At 63.3% G+C, this 22,215-nt stretch carries 26 protein-coding genes and 1 pseudogene; 9 read left to right on the forward strand and 18 right to left on the reverse strand.

Features of this window, described 5'->3' with window-relative positions; genetic code table 11:
- Positions 1–53 precede the first annotated feature (53 nt).
- The 6 genes from M1D34_RS24720 to M1D34_RS24745 form a co-directional block, all read right to left on the reverse strand.
- On the reverse strand, positions 54–1,409 hold the full coding sequence (locus tag M1D34_RS24720) for an ABC transporter substrate-binding protein (RefSeq protein WP_498782899.1): 1,356 nt from the start codon (positions 1,407–1,409) through the stop codon (positions 54–56).
- A gap of 60 nt (positions 1,410–1,469) precedes the next feature.
- Entirely contained in the window at positions 1,470–2,474 is a 1,005-nt protein-coding gene (locus M1D34_RS24725) for a LacI family DNA-binding transcriptional regulator (protein ID WP_498782901.1), read from the reverse strand.
- A 230-nt stretch (positions 2,475–2,704) separates the two neighbouring features.
- Positions 2,705–3,679 carry a DUF3618 domain-containing protein gene (locus tag M1D34_RS24730; protein WP_498782903.1) on the reverse strand — a complete coding sequence of 325 codons (975 nt, stop codon included), beginning with the start codon at positions 3,677–3,679 and terminating at the stop codon, positions 2,705–2,707.
- Positions 3,676–4,095, reverse strand: coding sequence for a phage holin family protein (locus tag M1D34_RS24735; protein ID WP_003528659.1), 420 nt, complete (start codon positions 4,093–4,095; stop codon positions 3,676–3,678). The genes M1D34_RS24730 and M1D34_RS24735 overlap by 4 nt, the downstream gene beginning before the upstream one ends.
- Positions 4,088–4,666: a nutrient deprivation-induced protein gene (locus tag M1D34_RS24740; protein WP_498782906.1), complete on the reverse strand. Its 579-nt coding sequence runs from the start codon at positions 4,664–4,666 to the stop codon at positions 4,088–4,090. Before M1D34_RS24740 ends, M1D34_RS24735 begins: the two co-directional genes overlap by 8 nt.
- Positions 4,667–4,821: 155 nt before the next feature.
- Entirely contained in the window at positions 4,822–4,995 is a 174-nt protein-coding gene (locus tag M1D34_RS24745; RefSeq protein ID WP_498782908.1) for a hypothetical protein, read from the reverse strand.
- A 165-nt stretch (positions 4,996–5,160) separates the two neighbouring features.
- On the opposite strand from M1D34_RS24745, the gene M1D34_RS24750 reads away from it, so the two are divergent.
- Entirely contained in the window at positions 5,161–5,706 is a 546-nt protein-coding gene (locus M1D34_RS24750; RefSeq protein WP_498782910.1) for a BON domain-containing protein, read from the forward strand.
- A 134-nt stretch (positions 5,707–5,840) separates the two neighbouring features.
- Here M1D34_RS24750 and M1D34_RS24755 read toward each other — a convergent pair whose 3' ends face one another.
- Entirely contained in the window at positions 5,841–6,344 is a 504-nt protein-coding gene (locus tag M1D34_RS24755) for a DUF4142 domain-containing protein (protein WP_498782912.1), read from the reverse strand.
- Positions 6,341–6,589: a DUF4142 domain-containing protein gene (locus M1D34_RS24760; protein WP_498784377.1), complete on the reverse strand. Its 249-nt coding sequence runs from the start codon at positions 6,587–6,589 to the stop codon at positions 6,341–6,343. The genes M1D34_RS24755 and M1D34_RS24760 overlap by 4 nt, the downstream gene beginning before the upstream one ends.
- Positions 6,590–6,704: 115 nt before the next feature.
- Between M1D34_RS24760 and M1D34_RS24765 the strand changes: the two genes are divergently transcribed.
- From M1D34_RS24765 to M1D34_RS24780, 4 genes are all read left to right on the forward strand, one after another.
- The gene (locus tag M1D34_RS24765; protein WP_498782914.1) at positions 6,705–6,884 is read left to right on the forward strand and encodes a hypothetical protein; all 180 of its coding nucleotides are present in this window, start codon (positions 6,705–6,707) and stop codon (positions 6,882–6,884) included.
- A 210-nt stretch (positions 6,885–7,094) separates the two neighbouring features.
- Positions 7,095–7,496: a cupin domain-containing protein gene (locus tag M1D34_RS24770; RefSeq protein WP_498782916.1), complete on the forward strand. Its 402-nt coding sequence runs from the start codon at positions 7,095–7,097 to the stop codon at positions 7,494–7,496.
- Positions 7,497–7,663: 167 nt separating this feature from the next.
- Positions 7,664–8,401, forward strand: coding sequence for a response regulator (locus M1D34_RS24775; RefSeq protein WP_498782918.1), 738 nt, complete (start codon positions 7,664–7,666; stop codon positions 8,399–8,401).
- Complete coding sequence (locus tag M1D34_RS24780; RefSeq protein WP_498782920.1) at positions 8,401–9,759, forward strand: ATP-binding protein; 1,359 nt, start codon at positions 8,401–8,403, stop codon at positions 9,757–9,759. The genes M1D34_RS24775 and M1D34_RS24780 overlap by 1 nt, the downstream gene beginning before the upstream one ends.
- 272 nt (positions 9,760–10,031) lie before the next feature.
- Here the strand turns inward: M1D34_RS24780 and M1D34_RS24785 are convergent, their stop codons facing one another.
- From M1D34_RS24785 to M1D34_RS24800, 4 genes and pseudogenes are all read right to left on the reverse strand, one after another.
- Positions 10,032–10,772, reverse strand: a complete 741-nt coding sequence (locus M1D34_RS24785; protein WP_498782922.1) for a VOC family protein — start codon at positions 10,770–10,772, stop codon at positions 10,032–10,034.
- A gap of 142 nt (positions 10,773–10,914) precedes the next feature.
- Positions 10,915–11,961 carry an alpha/beta fold hydrolase gene (locus M1D34_RS24790; protein ID WP_498782925.1) on the reverse strand — a complete coding sequence of 349 codons (1,047 nt, stop codon included), beginning with the start codon at positions 11,959–11,961 and terminating at the stop codon, positions 10,915–10,917.
- Between the two features lie 140 nt (positions 11,962–12,101).
- Positions 12,102–13,403, reverse strand: a pseudogene (locus M1D34_RS24795) (cytochrome c biogenesis protein DipZ); the annotation flags it as partial.
- A 172-nt stretch (positions 13,404–13,575) separates the two neighbouring features.
- Positions 13,576–14,250, reverse strand: a complete 675-nt coding sequence (locus M1D34_RS24800) for a type 1 glutamine amidotransferase domain-containing protein (RefSeq protein WP_498782927.1) — start codon at positions 14,248–14,250, stop codon at positions 13,576–13,578.
- 193 nt (positions 14,251–14,443) lie between these two features.
- On the opposite strand from M1D34_RS24800, the gene M1D34_RS24805 reads away from it, so the two are divergent.
- The 3 genes from M1D34_RS24805 (at position 14,444) to M1D34_RS24815 (ending at position 16,529) form a co-directional block, all read left to right on the forward strand.
- On the forward strand, positions 14,444–15,376 hold the full coding sequence (locus tag M1D34_RS24805; protein WP_498782929.1) for a LysR family transcriptional regulator: 933 nt from the start codon (positions 14,444–14,446) through the stop codon (positions 15,374–15,376).
- Between the two features lie 142 nt (positions 15,377–15,518).
- The gene (locus tag M1D34_RS24810; RefSeq protein WP_498782931.1) at positions 15,519–16,232 is read left to right on the forward strand and encodes an SDR family NAD(P)-dependent oxidoreductase; all 714 of its coding nucleotides are present in this window, start codon (positions 15,519–15,521) and stop codon (positions 16,230–16,232) included.
- Positions 16,233–16,289: 57 nt separating this feature from the next.
- A complete protein-coding gene (locus tag M1D34_RS24815) occupies positions 16,290–16,529 on the forward strand; it encodes a tautomerase family protein (protein WP_498782933.1) in 240 nt (79 codons plus the stop codon).
- 76 nt (positions 16,530–16,605) lie between these two features.
- Here M1D34_RS24815 and pqqE read toward each other — a convergent pair whose 3' ends face one another.
- From pqqE to M1D34_RS24845, 6 genes are all read right to left on the reverse strand, one after another.
- Positions 16,606–17,733, reverse strand: a complete 1,128-nt coding sequence (gene pqqE, locus M1D34_RS24820; protein ID WP_498782935.1) for a pyrroloquinoline quinone biosynthesis protein PqqE — start codon at positions 17,731–17,733, stop codon at positions 16,606–16,608.
- Positions 17,730–18,026, reverse strand: a complete 297-nt coding sequence (gene pqqD / locus M1D34_RS24825) for a pyrroloquinoline quinone biosynthesis peptide chaperone PqqD (RefSeq protein ID WP_003528708.1) — start codon at positions 18,024–18,026, stop codon at positions 17,730–17,732. The genes pqqE and pqqD overlap by 4 nt, the downstream gene beginning before the upstream one ends.
- A complete protein-coding gene (pqqC, locus tag M1D34_RS24830) occupies positions 18,023–18,793 on the reverse strand; it encodes a pyrroloquinoline-quinone synthase PqqC (protein ID WP_498782937.1) in 771 nt (256 codons plus the stop codon). Before pqqC ends, pqqD begins: the two co-directional genes overlap by 4 nt.
- Positions 18,790–19,701, reverse strand: coding sequence for a pyrroloquinoline quinone biosynthesis protein PqqB (gene pqqB, locus M1D34_RS24835; RefSeq protein WP_498782939.1), 912 nt, complete (start codon positions 19,699–19,701; stop codon positions 18,790–18,792). The genes pqqC and pqqB overlap by 4 nt, the downstream gene beginning before the upstream one ends.
- A 41-nt stretch (positions 19,702–19,742) precedes the next feature.
- Entirely contained in the window at positions 19,743–19,838 is a 96-nt protein-coding gene (pqqA, locus tag M1D34_RS24840) for a pyrroloquinoline quinone precursor peptide PqqA (RefSeq protein WP_003528714.1), read from the reverse strand.
- A 283-nt stretch (positions 19,839–20,121) separates the two neighbouring features.
- Positions 20,122–21,063, reverse strand: a complete 942-nt coding sequence (locus M1D34_RS24845; RefSeq protein ID WP_003528716.1) for a LysR family transcriptional regulator — start codon at positions 21,061–21,063, stop codon at positions 20,122–20,124.
- Positions 21,064–21,164: 101 nt separating this feature from the next.
- On the opposite strand from M1D34_RS24845, the gene M1D34_RS24850 reads away from it, so the two are divergent.
- Entirely contained in the window at positions 21,165–22,214 is a 1,050-nt protein-coding gene (locus M1D34_RS24850) for a class 1 fructose-bisphosphatase (RefSeq protein ID WP_003528720.1), read from the forward strand.
- Position 22,215 lies beyond the last annotated feature (1 nt).

Raw genomic sequence — 22,215 nt, forward strand, 5'->3', positions numbered from 1 at the left:
TCACGTCCAGCTTGCTGAGGCGGCCGCATCCGGTGCGGCCGCCGGTGTGGCCGTCAAAGGATCGGCGCGCCTTGATAGCTCGCGAGAAACGCGTCGAGCTGCTGAGAGGCGGCCGCCGCCGTCGCTTGCGGATCGGCGCCGCCCAGCTGCGTCTGCTGGATCGCATCGGAGATGATCTTGTACACCTCCGGCGGAACGCGCGGCTCGGCCCGCGTCCCGGGATGGATCTCCTCGGCGAATTTGCCGATCATACCCGTCGAGAAGGCCCCGCCGCCGCTCTTCAGCGCGCTGTTGCGCGGCGGCATGTCTGATTTGCCCTTGGTGCACCAGTTGGCGACCCGGTCGACAGAGCCCTGATCCATGGACGCGAGGGCCCAGGCGCAGAATTCGCCCGCCGCGTCGGAGTTGTGGCCATTTGCATTGGCTACGAATGCCCATCCGCCGCCGACGGTCACATATTTGCCGTTCGGCGGCGTGGGCAGCCGGAAGACGCCATACTGGAAATCCTTGGCGTTGCTCTGAAGCTGTGAAATGCCCCAGATGCCGACATTCTGCATGGCGACATAGCCGGATGCGAGGTTGGCAATGGTATCGTGCCCGCCCGCACCCATGATCTGGCGGGGCGCCACCCCACTGTTGATCGCATCCTGCCAGAACTTGAGCGCTTGCACCGTTGCCGGCGAATTGAAGCTGCTCTTGCCGTCGGCCGTCTGGAATTCGCCGCCGCCCTGCCAAAGGAACGGATACCACGTGAAGTTCTGGTAGTATCCCGGCTGGGTCTCGAACATCACTCCGAAGCGCTCGGGAGTCGTGAGCTTCTTTGCGACCTCCAGCAGCGCCTCCCATGTCTTGGGAACATCGTTCTCGTTGAGGCCGGCCTCCTCGAAAGCCTTGACCGAATAGTACATCGCCATCGGCTCGACTTCCATCGGGATGCCGAAGATCTTGCCGTCCACCATGCGGTTGGCGATGACGCTTTCGGGAAAGTCCGCCTTGGCCTCATCATCGATGAAGGGGGTCAGATCCTTGAGGACGCCGCCATTATAGTAGCGCAGGAAGTCGCCCGGCGAGATGATGAATATGTCAGGTCCCTCGCCGGAGGCGAAGGCAGTCGCCAGTTTCGGACCACTGATATATTCGGAGTTCGGAATGAACTCGAGTTCGATCTTCTGCGGGTGGCTGTCGTTCCAGTCGGCGACCGTCTTCTCGAACCATGCGACCTGGCTCGCCACCGGCCCGCCGGGTGCGTAGAACTGCCAGAATTTCAGCGGTGTTTCCTGGGCCCGTACGGCGAGCCGGTTGATGTAGGGAAATCCGCCGAGGCCGACGACACCGCCGGCGACAGCCGCACCTCCCTTCAGCAGGCCGCGGCGGGTCAGTATCGGAAAAACCTTCTCTCTCTCACTCATTAATTCCTCCCGTTTTGCTGGTAAACACCCCCCGGCTCCTCTCCGGAGGGCGGCTTCGCCCTACGCCGTATCGAAGGCGTGAAGGATGCAGGGGATCACCTCCGAGCGGGGCGACCCTGAATACTCGCCCGACAATCGTTCGAGCAGCATGGCGGCTGCTCGGTGCGCGAGCAGCGAAGGGGTGTTGCCGACACGCGCGATCCGCGGCCGCACATATTCGAGCTGGGGCTGGTCGCCGAAAACGGCAATCGAAACGTCGTCGGGAACACGGACGCCGCGGTCATGGAATTCGGCAATCGCCCCCGCCGCCATGAGAAAATTGCCGAAAAAGACGACTGAAGGCAGGTGATCGCCACTGGTCGCCAGCAGCCATTCCACGGCTTCCTGGCCTGACGGGCTAAGATAGGTGCCTTCACGCCGCAGTTCGGCGAGTGGCTCCACGCCGTGATCGCGCAGGCCCTGTTCGAAACCCGCCGCTCTTGCCATGGCCTCGGCAAAGAAAGACGGGCCCGTGATATGGGCTATGCGCTTGTGGCCTTTCTTCGCAAGGTAGGCGCCCATCTGATAACCGCCGCCGAAATCGTCGATCTTGACGCTGTCGACGGCTGCATTCGGCAGGTCGCCGATGAAGACGGTGGGGACATCTATGCCGATCAATGCGTCGTGCATGTCATGCAGGGCAAAGTCGCCGACGATCAATCCGTCGATCCGGCGGTTTCGTATGTGCCTCAGATATTGCCGGCTATGTTCCTGCGAGTGACCGCCGGGAACGTCGGTATTGAAGATCAGTAGATCCAGCCCCATCGCCTGGAGATCCGACTGGGCCGCTTTTACGAGTTCCGGATAGAAGGGGTTGCGGATATCCGGGATCAGCATTGCCACGAGGTTGGTCCGCCCCGTGCGCAGGCTTTGTGCCTGGGGGTTCGGTACGTAACCGAGCTCCGCTATCGCCACCTCCACCCTTCGACGCATTTCCGCCGAAACGCGGTCTGCATGATTCAACACGTGCGAGACCGTTGTCAGAGATACGCCCGCTCGTTTCGCGACTTTGGCAATCGTTGTCATGCCTATTGAATAATCGAGGATAAATCGTTTTGCAAATCGTTTTTCAAAACGATTTGCAAAACGATTTGCGGCATGCCGGCCTAAAGCGGCTGGCTGCCACAAGCGCAGATTAGCAGGTGGAGAGAGGCTCTGATCAGGGAAGCTTCAGCAACGGAGCGTTTCAGTGTTTCACTGAAACGCTCCGCCATTTCAAACTACTCACTTCCGTACGGAATCGCTGCGTGGGAGGGCTACTCCCGGACCGACTGCTGCAGGCGATCCTTAGCTGCGTCATGCGCTTCCAGCGCCGCATCGCCGGCCTTGTCGAGGATTTCCTGCCCGGCCTCCATGGCTTGCGCCACTCCGGCATTCGCCCTGGCCGCAAGGTTGGACCGCACATCTTCCGCCATTTCGCCTATCGCCTCGTCCTCGGCCTCGCTATGGGGCAGCGCCGCCCCTATCGCTGCACCGACGGCAAACGCGAGCGCTCCGCCGACAAGCGGCTGGTCGCGGAAGTGCCTCAAGATGGCCGCATTGAGATGCGCGCCCTGTTCTTCGAGCGACCGGCCGGCATCCTGCATGCTGCCGGCGAGCGATCTGCCGGCTCCCGTTACCGACTCGGACATCCGGCCCGCCGCGGCACTCACCTGCCTCCACGTCCGGGACGCCCAGCCGGACGCCTCGTCGAAAAGGGCGCCGGTCTCGTCCCTGATATCTTCGATCTGCTTGCCTGCCGCGTCGGTAAAGCCGCGATACACCTTTCCGGCGGGGTCGACGAAGTGGCCGGCCCGCCGGCCGGCTTCGTCCGTGAGGGCGCGGAAGCGGCTGCCGCTTTCATCCGTGAAGTGACTGTAGCGCTCGCCGAAGCTCGCCTCCACCGGACCCACTCGCCGGACGGAGCCCCTCACGGGTGCAAGCGGATAATCATCCGCGCCGTCATTCCCCTCCCCCTGTCGCGGCGCGCGCGAGGCGGGGTTGGCGATCAGCCAGGCGAGGCTCACCCCCATCAGGGCAACCGGGATCGGGTTTGACTTGAGCGCCACGCCGAGATTGCTCAGATATTCGGACCCGCCGCTCGTTTTTGCATATTCGAGCAGTTCGTCCATCAGTTCTCCCGGCGACATGCGCTCCTGAATTTCGTGGAGCTTTTCCTCAATTCGCTGGCGATCGGCCTCGATCTCTCGCTGCAGTTCGGCAGCGGAGTGCGTGTGTGCGGAATCGTTCATTGCAGTCTCTCCTTCACCACGTTCGCATCGCGCTGCAGGGAGGCGGCCGTCCGATCGAATTGGATGCTGCTGCCCTTGAGCGCCGAGAGGCCGCGCGAAATCATCGCCCAGGCAAGCAAGGCGACGACCACGCCGACGATGGCCGCTGACAACGCATCGGCATTCGCTTCGGTCATGCCCTGAGCCACGAGGAAGGCGCCAAGACCCTGGACGACGGCACTCAGCAGCACGCCGACAGCGCCTATGGCAAAGATCAACCCGACGAGCAGCGTCTCGAGGCTGCCGACCGCTCGATTCAGATTCTCGGATGCCTCGGCTTTCGCGAGGTCGATTTCCTTCCGGAAAAGACCGGATATATCCGCCACCAGACCGGTCATCAGTTCCGTCAGGGGGCGCTCGTCCCGATGATTAGCCATTATAGCGTTCCTTCTCGCTTGATTGACGGGTCCGTCCCGAAGCATCCCGTCCGTCCCGGCGTGGAGGCGAAGCGGTGAGGAACCGACTTGCGGCCAGTCCTGCGATTGCGGCCATGCCGAGGAAGGCGAGCGGCTGCTTTCGGCCGAAATCTTCGACCATTCCGGCGATCTCGCCGAGATTGCGGCCCTCGGCCTTGCGTGCGAAGCCCTGGAGCGACGTGCCGACCTGCTTGGCATAGCGGCCTATGGCCCGTTGATCCGATTGTTCTAGCTCGTTTCCGACCTTCTCGAGGGCCGCAGCAACACCGCTCAACTGCCGTGCAGCGACGTTCTTCTCATCCTCGACGGCGCGGCCGACCGCCGCCTTTGCCTGCTCCGTCTGTTCACTAGCGAACTCTTTGAACTCGTTTACGTCTTCACGCACGGCGTTCTCAAGGCTGCGGTCACCCGCCTCGCCCTGTCTGCCCGTGTCACCGGCTTGCACACCGCTTACGCGCTCGATGCCTTGCGCGGCCGTCAAAGGCCTGCCCAAGGGATCGCCGGACCCACGGCCGCTTGTGTCATTGGTCATTGTCGGCTCCTCCCATGCATAACGGGGATCGTTATCGTCTACGCAATCAAACGAGCCATTTAGAACCTTGTTCCCTGCAAAGCGCCGCAGGCCCTCTCCTCCCGTGCTTCGCTCGTTCAGGAAGCCTCCCTTGGCGCCGTCTCGCCGCCCGGCGATCAGCGGGGCCGGTTCTCCGGCGACTGTTCGTAAAGCTCCTCGACCTTGTGCTTCTGCGCCTGCTTTTCGGCACGCGAGAGCGGCCTCTGCTTCAGGATGGCATAGGCGACCGCAGCACCGAGTATGAAGGCGCCGCCGCCGGTGACAAAGAGCCACAAATAGTTCGTCAACATCGTCGTATCTCCTCAAATGCAGCCAACCGTGTCGGCCGCCGAAGGTTCCGGACGGTCCTGTTTCCGCGGCATGCCCGGGCCTGTGCCGGAGCTCTCATTGCGCCGGAACCGAGTGCCTGCTCGCGGGTTTGACCGACGTCGACGAACCATGCCAAGGAGGAAATCATGGCCAGGAACAGGAGCCGGAGCCGCGACGTCTACGAGAGCTATCCCGAGTCGGATCGGCGCCAACGCGGCAGATCCTACGGTCCAGGTTACTTCGGCGGTGGAGGCTATTACCGCGACGACGACTATGGCGAGGGGTATCCCTATCGCGGCAGGGGCTACGGGGAGCGCGGCTTTCTCGAACGCGCCAGCGACGAAGTCGCGTCCTGGTTGGGCGACGAGGACGCCGAGCGCAGACGCGAGATGGATCAGCATCGCGGCAAAGGTCCCAAGGGGTACACCCGTTCGGACACCCGCATACAGGAGGACGTGAGCGATCGCCTCAGCGACGAAGGAATGCTCGACGCCTCCGATATCGCGGTCTCGGTCACCAATGGCGAAGTCCAGCTGAGCGGTTTGGTCGATTCCAAATGGGGCAAACGCCGCGCCGAGGACTGCGCCGAAGCCGTCTCCGGCGTGAAGCATGTCCAGAACAACCTTCGCATCCGCCCATCGGGAGGATCACCCGGCTGGAATGCCGGCAACACCGACCGCAACATCGCCTGAGAGGCAGGCATCCGGGAGGAAATCAAACAAGCCGCGGCGGGTACCCCGAATCTCAACCGGCCCTAGATAGGCAGCAGCGACCCGAGGCGGTCGGCGGGTCGATCGCGTGCCCAGCTCGAGCCCGTGGGGAACGCTCACTGGGACGTCATGGACTGAACCTGGAGCAAATGGGTTCTGACGGTCGGATAAGTGGACTCGGCAAAGGCTTTCAGCGCGCCGGCATCGCCCTCCTCCGCGTATTTCTTGAGAAGCTCCAGAGCATCTTCATGCGCAGTGACCTCGGAGGACAGGTAGGCCGGATCGAAGGCGGCACCGCTCAGCGCCCGTAGCGCGGCAAGCTTCTCCTCACCGGCCTTGTCGAGCGACTGGGAAAGTTCGACGCCATCCTTGCCTGCGGCTTCGGCCAGTTCCTTGCCGGCTCGCGCGTGATCCGCAAGCATCCGCTCGGCGAATTCCAGTACCTCGCGCCCTTTGCCGCGCTGCCGCGCGAGTTCTGCCGCTTCCATCTCGAAGAGGTTCGACATCGACATTTTCCGCGCGAATTCCTGGGGCTGCAAGGGCTCGCCCCGAGCGGGCACGCCCAGCAAAGGCGCGAGGCACAACACTATCGCGGCGAGGGTGGCGTTGATGGCTCTCATCGGGGATACCTCCGAAGGCCACCTAACCTGCGGCCTGGGTGAATCGTTCCGCACAGCACGAGAAAATACCGGCTCGCCCAGCAAGCCGGATTTAGCGTATTGCGGCACCCGGTCCCCGCGGCAAACCTCTGCAGCTCGGCGTCCTCGCCAATGGTATTTCCCATCAGATGCGACGTCTTCCGGTGGTCTACGATCTGCGCCTTGATATAGGCGATGTCGAATGCCTCGCCGCTGAGCGAGTGCAGCCTTTCCTTGACCGCGGCCTACTGAAAGGAACTTTCTTGGGGCCATCCGGTTGTAAGAATCGAGAGGCCGCACAACGGCCGACAGGAGCGGTCACCCGCGTGACCGACAAAGCTTATGCAAACGGCATTGTTCATCGCGATCCCCGCCCTCCCGCTGGGAACGGCGCTCGTGCTTCTGTGGTTCGGTCCGCTGTGGCGCCAGCAAGCGAGCCCATGGAGCCGCTCGTCGATCTGGTGCCCCGGATCGACCATCCTCGACCGCCAGGCGCCGTGGCGGAGCCTCGATCGGATTTGATACGGGGCGGGGCCGGCGAATAGCGGGACCATTGTCGGCGTCGCTGCGCGAAGGCCGTTCCTCTGCAATTGCCAGGCTGATGCCTTAGCCGCTGACACATGCCGTTACAAAAGTCCCGCCCGGCCGACACATCGTCAATACACGCAGTCATTCAAATAGCCGCACTGGCATCGAGGACGGGCCTCGGCCAATGCAGGAAGGATGACCTCTATGAAAACGTCTCGGATCTTGGCGGCCGCGCTGCTGGTCGTTGGAAGTGGGTTGGCATTGCAAGCGGCCAAGGCTCAACAAGCGGGACTTCACCGCACCGATCTCTTGCAGCACGATCTCGGCCAGCCGGGCCGCGAAACAGTCCAGGTGCGCGTCGACTTCGATCCCGGCGCAGTCTCCATCAAGCACTCCCATCCGGGCGAAGAGGTGGCCTATGTGCTCGAAGGCTCGCTGGAATATCAGCTCGAGGGGAGAGCGCCGGTCACGCTTCATGCCGGCGACGCCTTGTTCATTCCGGCGGGGGTGGCTCATCTCGCGAAGAATGTCGGCAGCGGCAAGGCATCGGAGCTCGCGACATATATCGTCGAAAAAGGCTCCCCGCTCGTCGTTCCGGTCAAGTGAGCGCTCGGCGACCCCGCGATGTTTCGCCCTTCGGCGGCAGTCGCCAAATCGGGCCGCGTTCCGGCCCTTGCGTTGCCCCCCATTACGGCACAGGCACGAGCCGGTGAATACTGGTGTCACGGCATTCCCGTTCTGATAAGAAATGGCGGTCAAAGGGGTGTCTTGCCATGGAGCACATCGACCACATCCTGATCGTCGATGACGATCGGGAAATCCGCGAGCTTGTGTCCGCTTACCTGAAGAAGAACGGTCTGCGGGTGACCGCCGTTGCCGACGGGCGGCAGATGCGGACCTTCCTCGAGGCGAATACGGTCGATCTGATCATCCTCGATCTCATGATGCCGGGCGAAGACGGCCTCGTCTTGAGCCGCGAGCTGCGTGTCGGCAGACACAAGGCGACGCCCATCGTCATGCTGACCGCCCGCTCGGACGAGATGGACCGGATCATCGGGCTGGAAATGGGCGCCGACGACTATATCGCCAAACCCTTCTCGGCGCGCGAACTGCTCGCCCGCATCAAGGCGGTCCTGCGGCGCGCGCGGATGCTGCCGGCGAACCTGCAGGTCTCGGAGGCAGGTCAGCTGTTGCGTTTCGGCCAATGGAGGCTGGACACGACGGCCAGGCATCTCATCGATGCGGATGGTACTGCGATTGCACTCAGCGGCGCCGAATACCGGCTGCTGCGCGTCTTCGTCGATCACCCGCAGCGCGTCCTCAACCGCGATCAGCTCCTCAACCTCACACAGGGGCGCGAAGCCGAACTCTTCGACCGATCGATCGATCTCCTGGTCAGCCGGGTACGCCAGCGCCTCGGCGACGATGCCCGGGAACCGACCTACATCAAGACCGTCCGCAGCGAAGGCTATGTTTTCTCGGTGCCGGTCGAGATCATGGAGCCCCGCTGATGGCGGCGCGGTCGATTCTCCATGGTGTTCACCTATGGCCGCGCACACTGAGGGCGCGGCTTTTCGTTATCCTTCTCGCCGGCCTGACGATCGCCCACGCCATGTCGTTTGCGGCGCTGTTTTCGGAACGCTACATCGCCGCCAGATCGGTGATGTTCAATACGCTCGAAACCGACGTCGCGACGTCGATCGCCATTCTCGACCGGCTCCCCGCGACCGAACGCGCCGCGTGGCTGGGCCGGCTCGAGCGCGGGTCCTACCGCTTCGTCCTGGGGCGGGGCCTTCCGGGCAGTCGCGTGCTCAACGAGGCCGACGCCGAGGTCGCCGACAAGGTCCGGGCTGCAATCGGCGCGAAATACCCGATCGAGGTCGAATCCATTCCCGGCGGCGTCCGCCGTCTTCAGGCGCATCTTCGCTTGAGCGACGGCGAGCCGCTGACCATAGACATCACGCCAAGGGGCGTCATGCCGGTTGCCGACTGGCTGCCTTACGTCCTCGTCGCTCAGCTTTCCCTTCTGGTCCTGTGCAGCTGGTTTGCCGTGCGCCAGGCCACCCGCCCGCTCGCCGATCTGGCGAAGGCCGCCGACACGCTCGATCCGAACAGCAGGACGCCGCGCCTCAGCGAGACCGGACCGAGGGAAGTCGCCTACGCGGCGACGGCATTCAATGCGATGCGGGATCGCATCGCGCAGTATCTGGGGGAGCGCGTGCAGATACTGGCCGCGATTTCGCATGACCTGCAAACACCGATCACACGGATGAAACTCCGCGCGGAAATGGCCGAAGCGTCCATCGAAAGAGACAAGCTGATCACGGACCTCGACGAGGTCGAACGTCTCGTCAAGGAGGGCGTTGCCTATGCGCGCAGCGCCCACGGCAAGGACGAAAAGGCTTCCCGCATAGATCTCGCCTCGTTCATCGAGAGTTTGGCGTATGATTATCAGGACACCGGCAAGGCCGTCACGGTCGCCGAATTGGGTGACGGCGCAATCGTGACCCGGCCGCACGCCTTGAGACGGATTCTCACCAACCTGATCGACAATGCGCTGAAATTCGGCGGCAGCGCCGAGATCGAGGTTCAGCGCCGCTCCGAGGGCACCGTGATCATAAAGGTCCTCGATCGCGGTCCCGGCATTCCGGAAGACCAGCTCGAAGCGGTTCTGCAGCCCTTCTTCCGCCTGGAGCAATCACGCAGCCGGGATACGGGCGGGACCGGGCTCGGCCTCGCAATCGCCCAACAGCTCGCAACGGTCATCGGCGGCTCCCTGACCTTGCGCAACCGAGACGGTGGCGGCCTTGCGGCGGAGCTTTCCCTCAGGCCTGTTGAGATTCGGGATGCCCCGCCGCGGCTTGTCTGATTTCCTCATCCCTGTGCTCGTCACAGGGATCCAGCCAGACCGAGTCCCTGGGCTGAAACAACGCTTCCCGCGCCGCAGACGCGGAGCTGCTCTCATCTCTGTGACAAGCACAGAGATGAGAGCGAGGAGAACCGCCATCATTCATCTCGCGGCAGCCGTCATAGACTCCAGATTTCGACCCCCGTCTGATCCGCAAGACGAGCAGCTTACCAAAACGAACGGGGCGGTCTCGGCCGCCCCGCTATGCACGATCGTTTTCAGCCTGCAGTGTCTCAGGCTGGCTGTGGCTCGCCGGTCCGCTCCCGGACAATGTAATCGGCGTACCAGATGGGCCAGTCCTCGTCCCTGTGTCCGAGCTGCTTCTCGTACTCGCCGTGGGCCGCTTCGGCGCGGCGGAACGCGGCTGCGAGATCGGCGGCCGAACTGAACGCCGTGGCGTCCGGGTCGACGCGCCCGGGCAATCGCGCGGTGACCTCCTGGAACAGCCAGCCATTGCCGTCCGGATCGCGGAACGACGCGTAGGAACGATAGCTGCGGCGCTCGGGATCTCGGCCGCCGGCACGATGCGTCCCGAACAGATAGGGCTCGTCGCTGCCGGCATTCACGTCGCCCGCATGGAATACCTCGCTGATGTCGACGCCGCGACCGCGCAACTCCTCGCGGGCGGCCTCGATGTCGGAGACGATGAGGTACAGTCCCTGCGCAGAACCCGGCTCCGCATCGGTCACATGCCTTCCGAAGATGACCGAGGCACCGGATCCGGGCGGGGTAAATTGTATCACGCGGTAGCCGTCGGCACCGACAAAGTCGGCGTCGAGTCTCCAGCCGAGGCTCGCGTAGAATTCCTTCGCGCGGTCGACATCCGACACGGGCACGACGATAACCTCGAGCTTCATGTCGACCGGCCGGGCTCTTTCGCTGTTGATTGCAATGGTCATGTCATTCTCCTCTTGTTCGGGAGGCGCAAGGCGCCATGTGCCTTCTCGGTTGACGATGCGGGACGGAAGCTTCATGCCTCGTCCGACTGTCGAGAGACATATGCCGCCCCGCATGTGTATGGGATGTTTCGCAAGGGGCTGAAATTGTAAGCCAATCCTCACGGACCGCCTGCGGATACAGTTCGATACGAAGACATTGCTCCACAGGCGAAGGCGATCAGAGGCGATCGACGTCGACGACCGCCTGGGCAAAGGCCTGTGGGGCTTCCTGCGGCAGGTTGTGACCGATGCCGCCCGAGATCAGCCGGTGCTCGTACTTGCCGGAGAACTTCTTGGCATAGGCCGCGGGCTCCGGATGCGGAGCGCCGTTGGCATCGCCCTCCAATGTGATCGTCGGAACACCGATCACCGGCAGTTCGGCAAGCCTGTTTTCCAGCCCGTGATATTTGCTCTCGCCGTCGGCAAGGCTGATCCGCCAGCGGTAATTATTGACGGTGATATCGACATGATCCGGGTTGTCCAAGGCCGCAGCGCTTCGATCGAAGGTGGCGTCGTCAAAATTCCATTTCGGCGATGCGAGCTGCCAGATGAGTTTCGCGAAGTCCTTCCGGTACTGTTCATAGCCCGCGCGCCCGCGCTCCGTGGCGAAGTAGAACTGGTACCACCAGGCAAGCTCCGCCTTCGGCGGCAAAGGCTTTTTATTGGTTTCACGGCTGCCGATCAGATAGCCGCTCACCGAAACCAATGCCTTGCAGCGCTCCGGCCAGAGTGCGGCGATGATATTGGCGGTTCGCGCGCCCCAATCGCAGCCGGCGATGACGGCCTTCTCGATGCCGAGCGCATCCATCAGGGCGACGATATCGGCGGCGATCGCCGCCTGCTGACCGTTGCGCGGTGTATCGGGGGAGAGAAAACGCGTCGTGCCGTAGCCGCGCAGATAGGGAACGATGACCCGGTAGCCCGCCTTCGCGAGCAGGGGCGCCACATCGACATAGGTGTGGATGTCATAGGGCCAGCCATGCAGCAGGATGACCACAGGCGCATCGCTCGCGCCCGCCTCGGCATACCCGATGTTGAGGACCCCCGCGTCAATCTGCTTTATCGCAGCGAAAGATGTATTCGTCCCCGGCGTTGTCGCCGGAATGCGAGCCTCACTCGTTGATTTTGCGAGGGCGGCGCGTCCAATGCCGAAATGCGCCGCAGCGACGGTCAATGCCGCCACTCCCATGAACCTCCGCCGCCGCAGATTGAATTCCCCTGTCATCGAACTTCTCCGGATTATGTGAACCACAGCTGCGGAATGCGATGGTGATGTATCTCGATTGTGAGCCCGCCCGACTGCAATTGAAAGCCCGTGTACAGTTCACGGGCGCCGATACAGTAGGCTACAATTCACTCGCGCCGGACCTCGGGCGCGGCTTCGGCGCCCGTCGCATCCGGCTGCATGAAAGCACGGTTGGCCCGGGGGCTCGCTGCCGCTTCCGCGAGCAGCTCCTGTATGACGCGCTCCGAGCGCGCATAATCGCCCTCGCCGAAGTGATGGTGCCTGATCCGCCCTTCCGCATCGATGAAATAGTGCGCGGGCCAGTAGCTGTTGCCGAAGGCGCGCCAGATCGCGAAATCGTTGTCGATCGCAACGGGATAGCGGATATGGAAATCCGCCACCGCGCTCCTGACGTTGTCGATGCGCTTTTCGAAGGCGAATTCGGGTGCATGCACGCCGATCACCACCAGCCCCTGGTCCCGGTACTTCTCGGCCCAGGCGCGGACATAGGGGATCGTACGGATGCAGTTGATGCAGGAGTAGGTCCAGAAATCGACGAGCACGACCTTGCCGCGCAGCTGTTCCACGCTCAAGGGCTTCGAGTTGACCCACTCGACGGCGCCTTCCAGCGGCGGGAACATGCCTTCCACCGGCAAGTCGCTTCGGTAGGCCGGGCCCTCGCCGCCGGCGGCAGTTGGCGCGATCGCCCTCTCTTCGACGGAGTCGCCCCGCACACCGTCGAGGAGCGACTGCTCGATGGCCGCGGTGCTTGCATAGGAGAGGCGCGCAAGCTGCCCCGTATCGAGCCCGAGCGCGATTGCGGCAACGGCTGCAAGCACGGCAACGCCGAGGCCCTGCCGGAGCCGCTCGCCAAGGCTGAGTGAGCGCTTCATCGCCGCAAACACTCTCCCTCCGGCAAGAACGGCCAAGGCCAGCGAAGTCGTCGCACCAGCAGCATAGGCCGCCAGCAGAAGCGTGGTCTCGACATTGGCACCCTGCAGGGCGGCGCCGGTCAGCACCAGGCCCAGAATTGGGCCCGCGCAGGGCGCCCAAAGAAGTCCGGTTGCAACACCGAGAAGGAGCGACGCTCCGACGCTCGGCGGCTGACCGGCCACTTTTTGTGAGAGCCGGCTGCCGAGTGCCACGGCCGGACGCGTGAACAGGGCCGCGGCCCGCGTCGAAAGCAGGGTCACGCCGAAACCGGCCAGCACTGCGATCGCCGCATACCGTCCGGCCACATTCGCCTGTACCGCCCAGTCACCGCCGAGCGCGGCGAGTGTGGCCACGCCCGCGAATGTGAGAACCATGCCGGTGAGCATCGGAAGAAGGCTCCTGGCGAAGGGCTGGCCGGCCCGCGAAAACACGAAGGGCGTGACCGGGAGGATGCAGGGGCTGAGGATTGTCAGCACACCTGCGAGATAAGCTATCGTGAAAAGGATCATTTTCGTCCCTCTGCATTGGACCTGCGCCTCTTGCGGCGGCGGTCGCGCTTGACACGCGGAGCATAGGACCAGAGCGAGGTATCCCGATTGTGTCTCGTAACAAGGGGATCTGTATCGGAGTGCAGAAGGCCGCACGGGCCTTCTGCAGCGTCATGCCGGCCGACGAGGAAGACTACTGCAGAAGCTTCAGCAGTTCGCTGGCGGCGGAAGTGGACGAAGACGGGTTCTGGCCGGTGACCAGCCTGCCGTCCACAACCGTGAAGTCGGCCCAATCCTCGGCCTTCTCGTAGTGCCCGCCGAGGCGCTTCAGTTCGTCTTCGACCAGGAAGGGCACCACATCGGTCAGTTGCACGGCCTCCTCTTCGGAATTGGTGAAGCCCGTGACGCGCCTTCCCTTGACTATGGGCTCGCCGCGATGAGTGACCTGCGTCAGGACAGCCGGGCCATGGCAGACGGCGGCGACCGGCTTGCCCGCGTCGTAGAAGCCTTCGATAAGGGCGATGGAATTCCTGTCATTGACGAGGTCCCACATCGGACCGTGTCCGCCCGGATAGAACACCGCGTCGTAGTCCTCCTGTTTGACTTCACCTAGCTTCAGAGTATTTGCCAATGCTGTCCTGGCGGCGGGGTCGTCCTTGAACCGCCCCATCGCTGCAGTCTGGCTGGCTGGCTCGTCGCTCTTGGGATCGATCGGCGGCTGGCCGCCCTTGGGCGAAGCGAGCGTGACTTCTGCCCCGGCGTCCTTGAACACGTAATAGGGCGCAGCAAACTCCTCCAGCCAGAAGCCGGTCGGCTTGCCCGTGTTGCCGAGCCGGTCATGCGAAGTCAGAACCATCAGGATCTTCATGGTCATTCTCCTTCGTTGAGGCGTTTCCAAACGCCGGATCGCGCGGATACGCAGCCTATTATCGAGCCGTGACCGTATATTGGCGAAGCTCCCGCAGGATTGCCGGCCAGTACAGCTTTGCCATCATTGCGCATTGCCGTTCTGGGGTGAATACTCGCTCTGCAGCAGTCACTGTCCCGGGGATCGGCAGAATATGGACCGCATCGATGCAATGAAAGTTTTCGTCGCGGCGATCGACGAGGGCAGCCTCGCCGGGGCGGCCCGCCGCCTGAAGCGCTCGCCGACGGCGGTGAGCCGCGCCTTGAGCTTCCTCGAAGCGCATGTGGGCGTCGAGCTTCTGCATCGGACGACCCGCACCCTCAAACTGAGCGAAGCAGGCCAACGCTATGCGGCCGCCTGCCGACGGGTACTGACCGATCTCGAGGAAGCCGACATGCTCGCAGGCGGGGAACGCTCCGCCCCCCGCGGGATGTTGACGATTTCCTCGCCACCAATCCTCGGGGAGGAAATACTTCGCCCCATCCTGGATGATTTCCTCGATCTCTACCCGACCGTTTCGATCCGCCTTCTTCTCCTCGATCGCTTCGTCAACCTGGTGGACGAAGGCGTCGACATTGCGCTGCGCATCGGTCAACTGGCGGATTCGTCGCTCATCTCCACCCGTCTCGGCGGGGATGTGCGGCGCGTGGTGGTCGCCTCGCCTCGCTACCTCGCCAATCACCCCCGCATCGAAGAACCGGCCGACCTCGCCAAGCACCAAATCCTGGCCTTCACCAATTTCGGTCTGGAGTCCTGGAGCTTCACACCGGCGAAGGGCTCGTCCATCCCCAGAACGATCCAGTTTACGCCGAGGTGCATAGTCAACAGCGTGCGCGCCGCCGCCGCGTCGGCGGCTGCCGGGCGCGGCCTAACGCGGCTTTATTCCTATCACGTCGCGGAATATGTGAAAGACGGGCGCCTCGAGATCGTGCTCTCCGATGCCGAGCATCCGCCTCTGCCGGCGCATCTCGTTGCACCGCAGGGCCGCATGTCGGTCCCCAAAGTCCGCGCATTTGTCGACTTTGCGGCGCCGCGTCTGCGCTCCGAATTTGCGCGCATGGCAGCGGAGGCTGGCACGCTTACGTGATTGTGCCGATATTCGGTTGAGTGTCGATCAAGCAGCGGCAATTCTCCCAAACGACGCATCGATCTAATTTCGATTGCACCAACGCCCGAGGGCGGAGGGCGGACGCAGGAAGCGGCCGCTGCGATCGAGAAAGGATCACATCATGCGTAGCGAACAGAAAGTCGTCGTCATCACCGGCGCCTCGCAAGGCATCGGCGCCGGACTGGTTCGCGCCTATCGTGACCGGAACTACCGCGTCGTCGCGACCTCCCGATCCATCAAGCCGAGCGCCGACCCGGATATCCATACCGTCGCCGGCGACATCAGCAAACTGGAGACCGCCGACCGGATCGTGCGCGAGGGAATCGAGCGCTTCGGCCGCATCGACTCTCTGGTTAACAATGCCGGCGTTTTCCTCGCCAAGCCGTTCGTCGAGATGACCCAGGAGGATTACGACCACAATCTCGGGGTGAACGTCGCCGGCTTCTTCCACATCACCCAGCGAGCCGCGGCGGAAATGCTGAAGCAGGGTTCGGGTCATATTGTCAACATCACCACCAGCCTCGTCGATCAGCCGATGGTGGGCATGCCCTCAGCGCTCGCGTCGCTCACCAAGGGTGGCCTGAACGCGGTGACCCGGTCGCTCGCGATGGAATTTTCCAGAAGCGGCGTTCGCGTCAACGCGGTTTCCCCCGGGGTAATCAAGACCCCGATGCATCCGGCTGAGACGCATTCGACGCTCGCCGGCCTGCACCCGGTCGGCCGGATGGGCGAAATTCGCGACGTCGTGGATGCCGTCCTCTACCTCGAAAACGCGGGATTCATCACCGGCGAGATCCTCCATGTCGACGGCGGTCAGAACGCCGGACGCTGGTAAACGGCATATCGCCCCCCCGCGACCAAACACGAAACCAAAGCAGCAAAGGAGACTGCCATGCCTATCGTCACCGTACAGGTTACCCGCGAGGGAAGCGCACCCGGACGCAACTCGGTCACCGCAGAGGAGAAGGCCGCGATCATCAAGGGCGTCAGCGAAGTGCTCCTCGATGTCCTGAACAAGCCGCTCGAATCCACCTATGTGGTTATCGAGGAAGTCGACCTCGATAACTGGGGCTGGGGTGGCCTCCCGACAGTGCAGTTCCGCCGGCAGCGCGCCGATGCGGCCCGATCCTGAAGCCGCAAGATCTGCCCGCCGCTCGTGGTACGCTTCACTGTTTCCAACCAGTGAAGCGTGCCGGCGTCTTTATCGGCTATGCCCGGCCGCGATAATTCATCGGCACGACCGACGGTGCCGAAAGCTGTTCCACTTCGAGCGTCAGGCGATCGCGAAGCGGAGACCGGATGCAGACCGGGTCCGTTGCGCTCGCGTCGCCGGCAAGCGCCATCGCCTGGCAGCGGCAGCCGCCGAAATCCACCTTCTTGCGCTCGCAGCTCCGACAGAGCTCCGGCATCCAGTCCTCGCCCCGATAGGCATTGAACGCATTGCTCTCGTACCAGATGCTGGAAAGCGAGTTTTCGCGCACGTTCTCGAAGGAGAGGCTCGGAATGGTTTCGGCGGCATGGCATGGAAGCACCCGCCCGGACGGCGTGACGTTCAAGCCGACGCGGCCCCAGCCGCCCATGCAGGCCTTCGGATACTTCGAATAATAATCGGCGGGCACATAGTCGATCACCAATATGCCCTGATATTTCTCGCGTGCTTCGGCGACGCTTCGCGTAGCGCGTTCCACCTGCTCGCGGGTCGGCATGAGAACCTCTTTGTTGCGCTCGGCCCAACCGTGAAACTGCACGGTGGCGACTTCGATGCGGCGCGCCTTCAGCCGGATAGCCAGCTCGATCATCTCATCGATCTCGCCCATGTTCTGCCTGTGGCAGACGGCGTTCAGCGTCAGCGGTATAGCGGCATCGGCCGCCCAGCCTGCAACCGCCATTTTCCGTTCATAGCCGCCTTTGTACCCGCCGATCCGATCGGCGCTTTCGGGAGAAACGCCCTGGATGGAAAGTTGGATATGGTCGAGTCCGGCATCGGCGAGGCTGTTCATCCTCGCCTCCGTCAGTCCCACGCCGGAGGTGATCAGGTTGGTGTAAAGGCCGAGCGAACTTGCCGCCTGCGTCAATTCGACGAGGTCCCGGCGCGCGGCAGGCTCCCCGCCGGACAGGTGCAGATGCAGGACGCCGAGATCGGCGGCTTGCGCGAAGACGCCCGTCCATTCCTCTGTCGACAGTTCTTCCTTGGCTTGCGTCAGGGCGATCGGGTTGGAGCAATAGGGGCAGGCGAGCGGACAGCGATGCGTCAGTTCCGCCAGCATGGCCATCGGCGGAAGAATGCGCGGCAAGGTGCGGGCAGTTTCGGCTGGCCGGGCGATAGTGTCGCTCATTGGACGATCTCCAGCATGCGGCGGACGGAGAGCTCCTGGACGAAAGTCCTGACATCCTCGGCGATCTCTTCGACGGGGGCGTCGAACTTCTCGGCGAAGTCGGCGGCGATCCGGTCGAGGTTCCGTTCACCATCGAGAGCCTGAACGATGGCGACGGCGATGTCGTCCACGGCCATGGCGCGCTCCGGAGCCAGCAGCACGGTCTGGCCGCGGACCGGATCCTCATGCAGCCGGACCCCTCGTGCCAGCTTGACGACGCTCGATCCTGAAATCACGGGCGCGTCCGCCGTCATTCCGCCGCCTCCCGGGCTCTCGGTTCGCGGATCACCCCCTCCCGGCCGTCCCAGGCCCCCGGCGGAATGCGCCCCGGCGTGACATAGGCCGAATAAAGTGCATCGAGCTGGGCCCAGAGAACATCCGTCTTGAAGGTGAGTGCCTGAGCGGCCGCGTCCTGCTTTTCCCGCGTGTCGGCATGGTCCAGGACATAGGCGAGGCCGAACTCGACATCCCGGGGCGCCTCCGCCAGCCTCTGGCGGAAATAGGCGAGCGCCGCTTCGTCGGCGAAGGCGTAGTGCTCCAGCAGCCCGGCAATGCGCTCCGAGTGGATCTTCGGCGCAAAAAGCTCCGTCAGCGAGGAGGCCACCGCCTCCAGCAGCGGCTTCTCACGCACGAAGGAAACATAGGCGTCTACGGCAAACCGGGTCGACGGCAGAACGCCCCTCGCCGAGCCGACATAGGCTGGATCGAGTCCCACGGCCTCGGCGAGACGCAGCCAGCGCCGGATGCCGCCGCCCTTTTCGACACCGCCGTCGTGATCTTCGATGCGGGAGCGCCAGGCCCGGCGCATATCCGGGGCGTCGCAACGCGACAGAAAGGCCGCATCCTTCATGGGGATGCGGCTCTGGTAATAATAGCGGTTGATCACCCAGGCGCGGACCTGCATCGTCGTGCAACCGCCGCCATGGAGCATCGCATGAAACGGATGCTTGTCATGGTAGCGCTCCTTGCCGATCTCCAGCAGGCGGGCATGGAAAGCTTGTCTGTCAGTTGCCGTCGTCACAGCCGGACCTCCATGCCGTCATAGCCGATCTCGAAACCGCGGGCCTCGACGCGCTCGCGCTCGCTGCCGGCCCGCCAGATCGGGTTGGTGTTGTTGATATGGACATAGATCTTTCTGCGGATGTTCAAGGGATCGAGCGCATCGAGGCTGCCGCCTTCCCCGTCGATCGGCATGTGGCCCATGCGACGGCCCGTCTTGCGGCCGGTCCCGGTCAGGATCATCTCGTCATCGGAAAAGAGCGTGCCGTCGAAGAAGACAGCATCGGCATCGCGCAGGCGCGCGGCGAGGCTATCCGTCATCACGGCGCAGCCCGGAACATAATAGACCCGCCTGCCGGCGGCCTCCAGTTCGAGCCCGACCGTGTGCTCGCCCTCGATGCCCAGCTCGGGCTCGCTGTCCTCGAGAAAAAGCGGCACCTTGCCCGGAACGGCGAAGAGCCGCGCCGCGAGGCCCGACAGCGGAGAGAACGCCTCATCGATTTCGATGGTCTTTCTTGACACCAGTTCCGGATCGAGGACCTGGAATACCGGATTGTCGGAGACGATCCGGCCGACTGCGCCGGTCGAAAACAGGGTGAATGCCTGCTTCTCCCGCAAAACGAGAAGCCCTGCCAGATGGTCGATGTCGCCATTCGTCAGCACCACGCTCTCGATGGGGCTGTGGCGCAGCCGGCGTGGCTGAAGCGGGCGATTGTCTTGAATCTGCTGGCGGATGTCCGGGGAGGCGTTGAAGACGGTCCAGCTCTCGCCGTCGAGGCTCACCGCAAGCGACGACTGGGTTTGCGGTCTGAGGCCGGAGGCCGGATCGCGCGCCATCGCGCAGTTGCGACAGCCGCAATTCCATTGCGGGAGACCGCCGCCGGCGGCGGCCCCCAAGACGATGATGCGAAGATCGGACGTTTTGTTCACCGGGATACCTGATGCCTTACCGATCCTCGTCAAGCTGGCCTTCAGAAGAGGATCGGTTCATCCCCGTCCGCAGGAGCATAGCGGGTGATTTCCATAGCGCAGCTGACTTCGATGAATTTCGGTTTATGCCAGGCCATACTTCCTCCATTCGCCCGTGGGGTCGTTGTGCTCGCTCCCGTTCCGGCAGGCGCCCTTGCGGTCGGGGCGGGCATGAAACCAGGCAGGACCTGTAGCAGTCCCTGCCCGGGTCAAGGCGCCGGAACGGCAGTCCGCTGCTCCGGCAGAGCCCGGCGGCGCCGTGGCCGGGCTTTAGGCATCGTAAAATCTCCTCTTGGGCGCATGGTAGCAAGCGATGTGGTACCCCACAATTACGACCTAGGTGTCGGTCGACGCCGCTTTCCGCCCACATGAAGCTCGCATCTAGCCGAAGGCGTTGGCCGGATAAGGCTTGCTGACCACAGGCAGATAGCGCGCGCCGGATGCCAGCACGAACCGCTCGAAAGCCTGCATGGCCGGGGTGGCGACACGGTCCAGGCGCGACACGGTGAACCACTGCCGGCGGATCGGCGTGTCGATCACATCGAGGATCACGAGCCTGCCGAGCTTTACCTCCTGTTCTATCGTATGCGCCGAGATGAAGGCGATACCGAGACCGGCAATGACGGCCTGCTTGATCGTCTCGTTCGAAGCGATCTCTGTGCCGAGCTCCTCGAGCTCGTGCGGTGTGTCGCTCAGGAAGATTTCGAGCGATATCCGGGTTCCCGATCCTTTTTCGCGCACCAGGAACTGTTCCTGCGCGATCCGCTCCCGTGAAATCTCCAGCACGCCTGCGAGCGGGTGACCGGCCGGGGCGATGAAGACCAGAGGATGATCGCCGAACACCTGCGCCCTCACCTCGAAATCGCGCGGCGGCCGCCCCATCAGAGCGATGTCGATCTCGTGGTCCCGCAGCTTGGCGATGATTTCGGCACGGTTGCCGATGAAGAGATTTATCTCCACGGCGGGGACCTGATCGCGAAAGGCAGCAATCAGCTGCGGCGCGAAATATTTGCCGGTCGACACGACCCCGAGGCGCAACCGCCCGGTTCTGAGTCCCTTGATGGCGTCGATCGAATCCTCGAGGGCGATGAGGCTGTCCTCGATCGCCCGCGCAGCCTCGAGAAAGGCGAGGCCGTAGGCCGTGGGCACCATGCCGCCGCGCGTGCGGTCGAAGAGCGCAATGCCGGCGTCCCGTTCCAGATGCTGGATCTGCAGGGTGAGCGCCGGTCCGGTCAGTCCCAAGGCTTCGGCGGCAAGGTTGATCTTCCCCAACCGGCAAACGGCTTCGACGGTGCGGAGCTGGCGAAAGGTCACATTGCGCATGCGCCAAAGTAAGGAAATTTAACTTATGAAGTCAAATGAATAAATTTTACAAACTCCCCTTTTGCGCCATCCTTCCCTCGACAGCGTGTGGAGGAGACATCATGTCAGGCGCGACTCTCGAAGCTTACCTCGCTTCATGCACGGCCCGCGGCGACGACCTTTCACGGGACGTCGCCGCCGTGATCCAGAGGCTGGCGAAGGCCGCCCTCGACATCCGCAAGCTCGTCAACCAGGGAGCGCTCGGCACCGCTTTCAACGGCACCCACGGCGGCAGCAACACGGATGGCGATCTGCAGAAGGATCTCGACATCCTGTGCGACGACCAATTCCTGACGTGTCTGCAAGGCGCCCCCGTCGCATGCTACGCCTCGGAAGAACTGGAAAATCCGGTTCTGCTCGACCCGTCGGCGCGCCTCGCAGTTGCCATCGACCCGCTCGACGGCTCTTCGAACATCGATAACAACGTTTCCATCGGCACGATCTTCTCGGTGCTTCCCGCCGCCAAGGGGCCGGACGTGGACCCCTCCCAGTCCTTCCTGCAACCTGGAAACCGGCAACTGGCGGCGGGCTTCTTTATCTACGGACCGCAGACCGCTCTGGTCCTGTCGCTCGGCAAGGGGACGGAGATCTTCATCTTCTCCAGCAGGCTCGGATGTTTCGTCGAGGCCTACAAGTCGGCCATCATCCCGGAGCGCGCGCACGAATTCGCCATCAACATGTCGAACTACCGGCACTGGGAAGAAGCGATCCGGCTCTATGTCGACGACTGCCTGGCAGGCTCCGAGGGCCCGCGCGAGCGGGATTTCAACATGCGCTGGATCGCCTCGCTCGTCGCGGAAACCTATCGCATCCTCATCCGCGGCGGGATCTTTCTCTATCCCGCCGACGGCCGGAAGGGATATAGCCAGGGCCGGCTGCGGCTCGTCTACGAGGCCAACCCGATCGCCTTCATCATCGAGAATGCCGGCGGCGCGGCCACCACGTCCATCGACCGCATTCTCGATCTCGTTCCGGAAAATCTGCACCAGCGCGTGCCTCTGGTTTTCGGTTCGCGCCGCGAGGTGGCGCGCATCACCCGCTATCACGTCGACCCGAACATGATTGGCGAACGCGCTCCGCTCTTCGGCAAGCGCGGTCTGTTCCGGGCCTGAG

It is taken from the genome of Ensifer sp. D2-11, assembly GCF_054161295.1.

Bases quoted from the DNA above. Each gene is read 5' to 3' on its own strand.
- M1D34_RS24720 (WP_498782899.1), bottom strand. From the start codon at position 1,409: ATGAGTGAGAGAGAGAAGGTTTTTCCGATACTGACCCGCCGCGGCCTG.
- M1D34_RS24725 (WP_498782901.1), bottom strand. From the start codon at position 2,474: ATGACAACGATTGCCAAAGTCGCGAAACGAGCGGGCGTATCTCTGACA.
- M1D34_RS24730 (WP_498782903.1), bottom strand. From the start codon at position 3,679: ATGAACGATTCCGCACACACGCACTCCGCTGCCGAACTGCAGCGAGAG.
- M1D34_RS24735 (WP_003528659.1), bottom strand. From the start codon at position 4,095: ATGGCTAATCATCGGGACGAGCGCCCCCTGACGGAACTGATGACCGGT.
- M1D34_RS24740 (WP_498782906.1), bottom strand. From the start codon at position 4,666: ATGACCAATGACACAAGCGGCCGTGGGTCCGGCGATCCCTTGGGCAGG.
- M1D34_RS24745 (WP_498782908.1), bottom strand. From the start codon at position 4,995: ATGTTGACGAACTATTTGTGGCTCTTTGTCACCGGCGGCGGCGCCTTC.
- M1D34_RS24750 (WP_498782910.1), top strand. From the start codon at position 5,161: ATGGCCAGGAACAGGAGCCGGAGCCGCGACGTCTACGAGAGCTATCCC.
- M1D34_RS24755 (WP_498782912.1), bottom strand. From the start codon at position 6,344: ATGAGAGCCATCAACGCCACCCTCGCCGCGATAGTGTTGTGCCTCGCG.
- M1D34_RS24765 (WP_498782914.1), top strand. From the start codon at position 6,705: ATGCAAACGGCATTGTTCATCGCGATCCCCGCCCTCCCGCTGGGAACG.
- M1D34_RS24770 (WP_498782916.1), top strand. From the start codon at position 7,095: ATGAAAACGTCTCGGATCTTGGCGGCCGCGCTGCTGGTCGTTGGAAGT.
- M1D34_RS24775 (WP_498782918.1), top strand. From the start codon at position 7,664: ATGGAGCACATCGACCACATCCTGATCGTCGATGACGATCGGGAAATC.
- M1D34_RS24780 (WP_498782920.1), top strand. From the start codon at position 8,401: ATGGCGGCGCGGTCGATTCTCCATGGTGTTCACCTATGGCCGCGCACA.
- M1D34_RS24785 (WP_498782922.1), bottom strand. From the start codon at position 10,772: ATGAAGCTTCCGTCCCGCATCGTCAACCGAGAAGGCACATGGCGCCTT.
- M1D34_RS24790 (WP_498782925.1), bottom strand. From the start codon at position 11,961: ATGACAGGGGAATTCAATCTGCGGCGGCGGAGGTTCATGGGAGTGGCG.
- M1D34_RS24800 (WP_498782927.1), bottom strand. From the start codon at position 14,250: ATGAAGATCCTGATGGTTCTGACTTCGCATGACCGGCTCGGCAACACG.
- M1D34_RS24805 (WP_498782929.1), top strand. From the start codon at position 14,444: ATGGACCGCATCGATGCAATGAAAGTTTTCGTCGCGGCGATCGACGAG.
- M1D34_RS24810 (WP_498782931.1), top strand. From the start codon at position 15,519: ATGCGTAGCGAACAGAAAGTCGTCGTCATCACCGGCGCCTCGCAAGGC.
- M1D34_RS24815 (WP_498782933.1), top strand. From the start codon at position 16,290: ATGCCTATCGTCACCGTACAGGTTACCCGCGAGGGAAGCGCACCCGGA.
- pqqE (WP_498782935.1), bottom strand. From the start codon at position 17,733: ATGAGCGACACTATCGCCCGGCCAGCCGAAACTGCCCGCACCTTGCCG.
- pqqD (WP_003528708.1), bottom strand. From the start codon at position 18,026: ATGACGGCGGACGCGCCCGTGATTTCAGGATCGAGCGTCGTCAAGCTG.
- pqqA (WP_003528714.1), bottom strand. From the start codon at position 19,838: ATGGCCTGGCATAAACCGAAATTCATCGAAGTCAGCTGCGCTATGGAA.
- M1D34_RS24845 (WP_003528716.1), bottom strand. From the start codon at position 21,063: ATGCGCAATGTGACCTTTCGCCAGCTCCGCACCGTCGAAGCCGTTTGC.
- M1D34_RS24850 (WP_003528720.1), top strand. From the start codon at position 21,165: ATGTCAGGCGCGACTCTCGAAGCTTACCTCGCTTCATGCACGGCCCGC.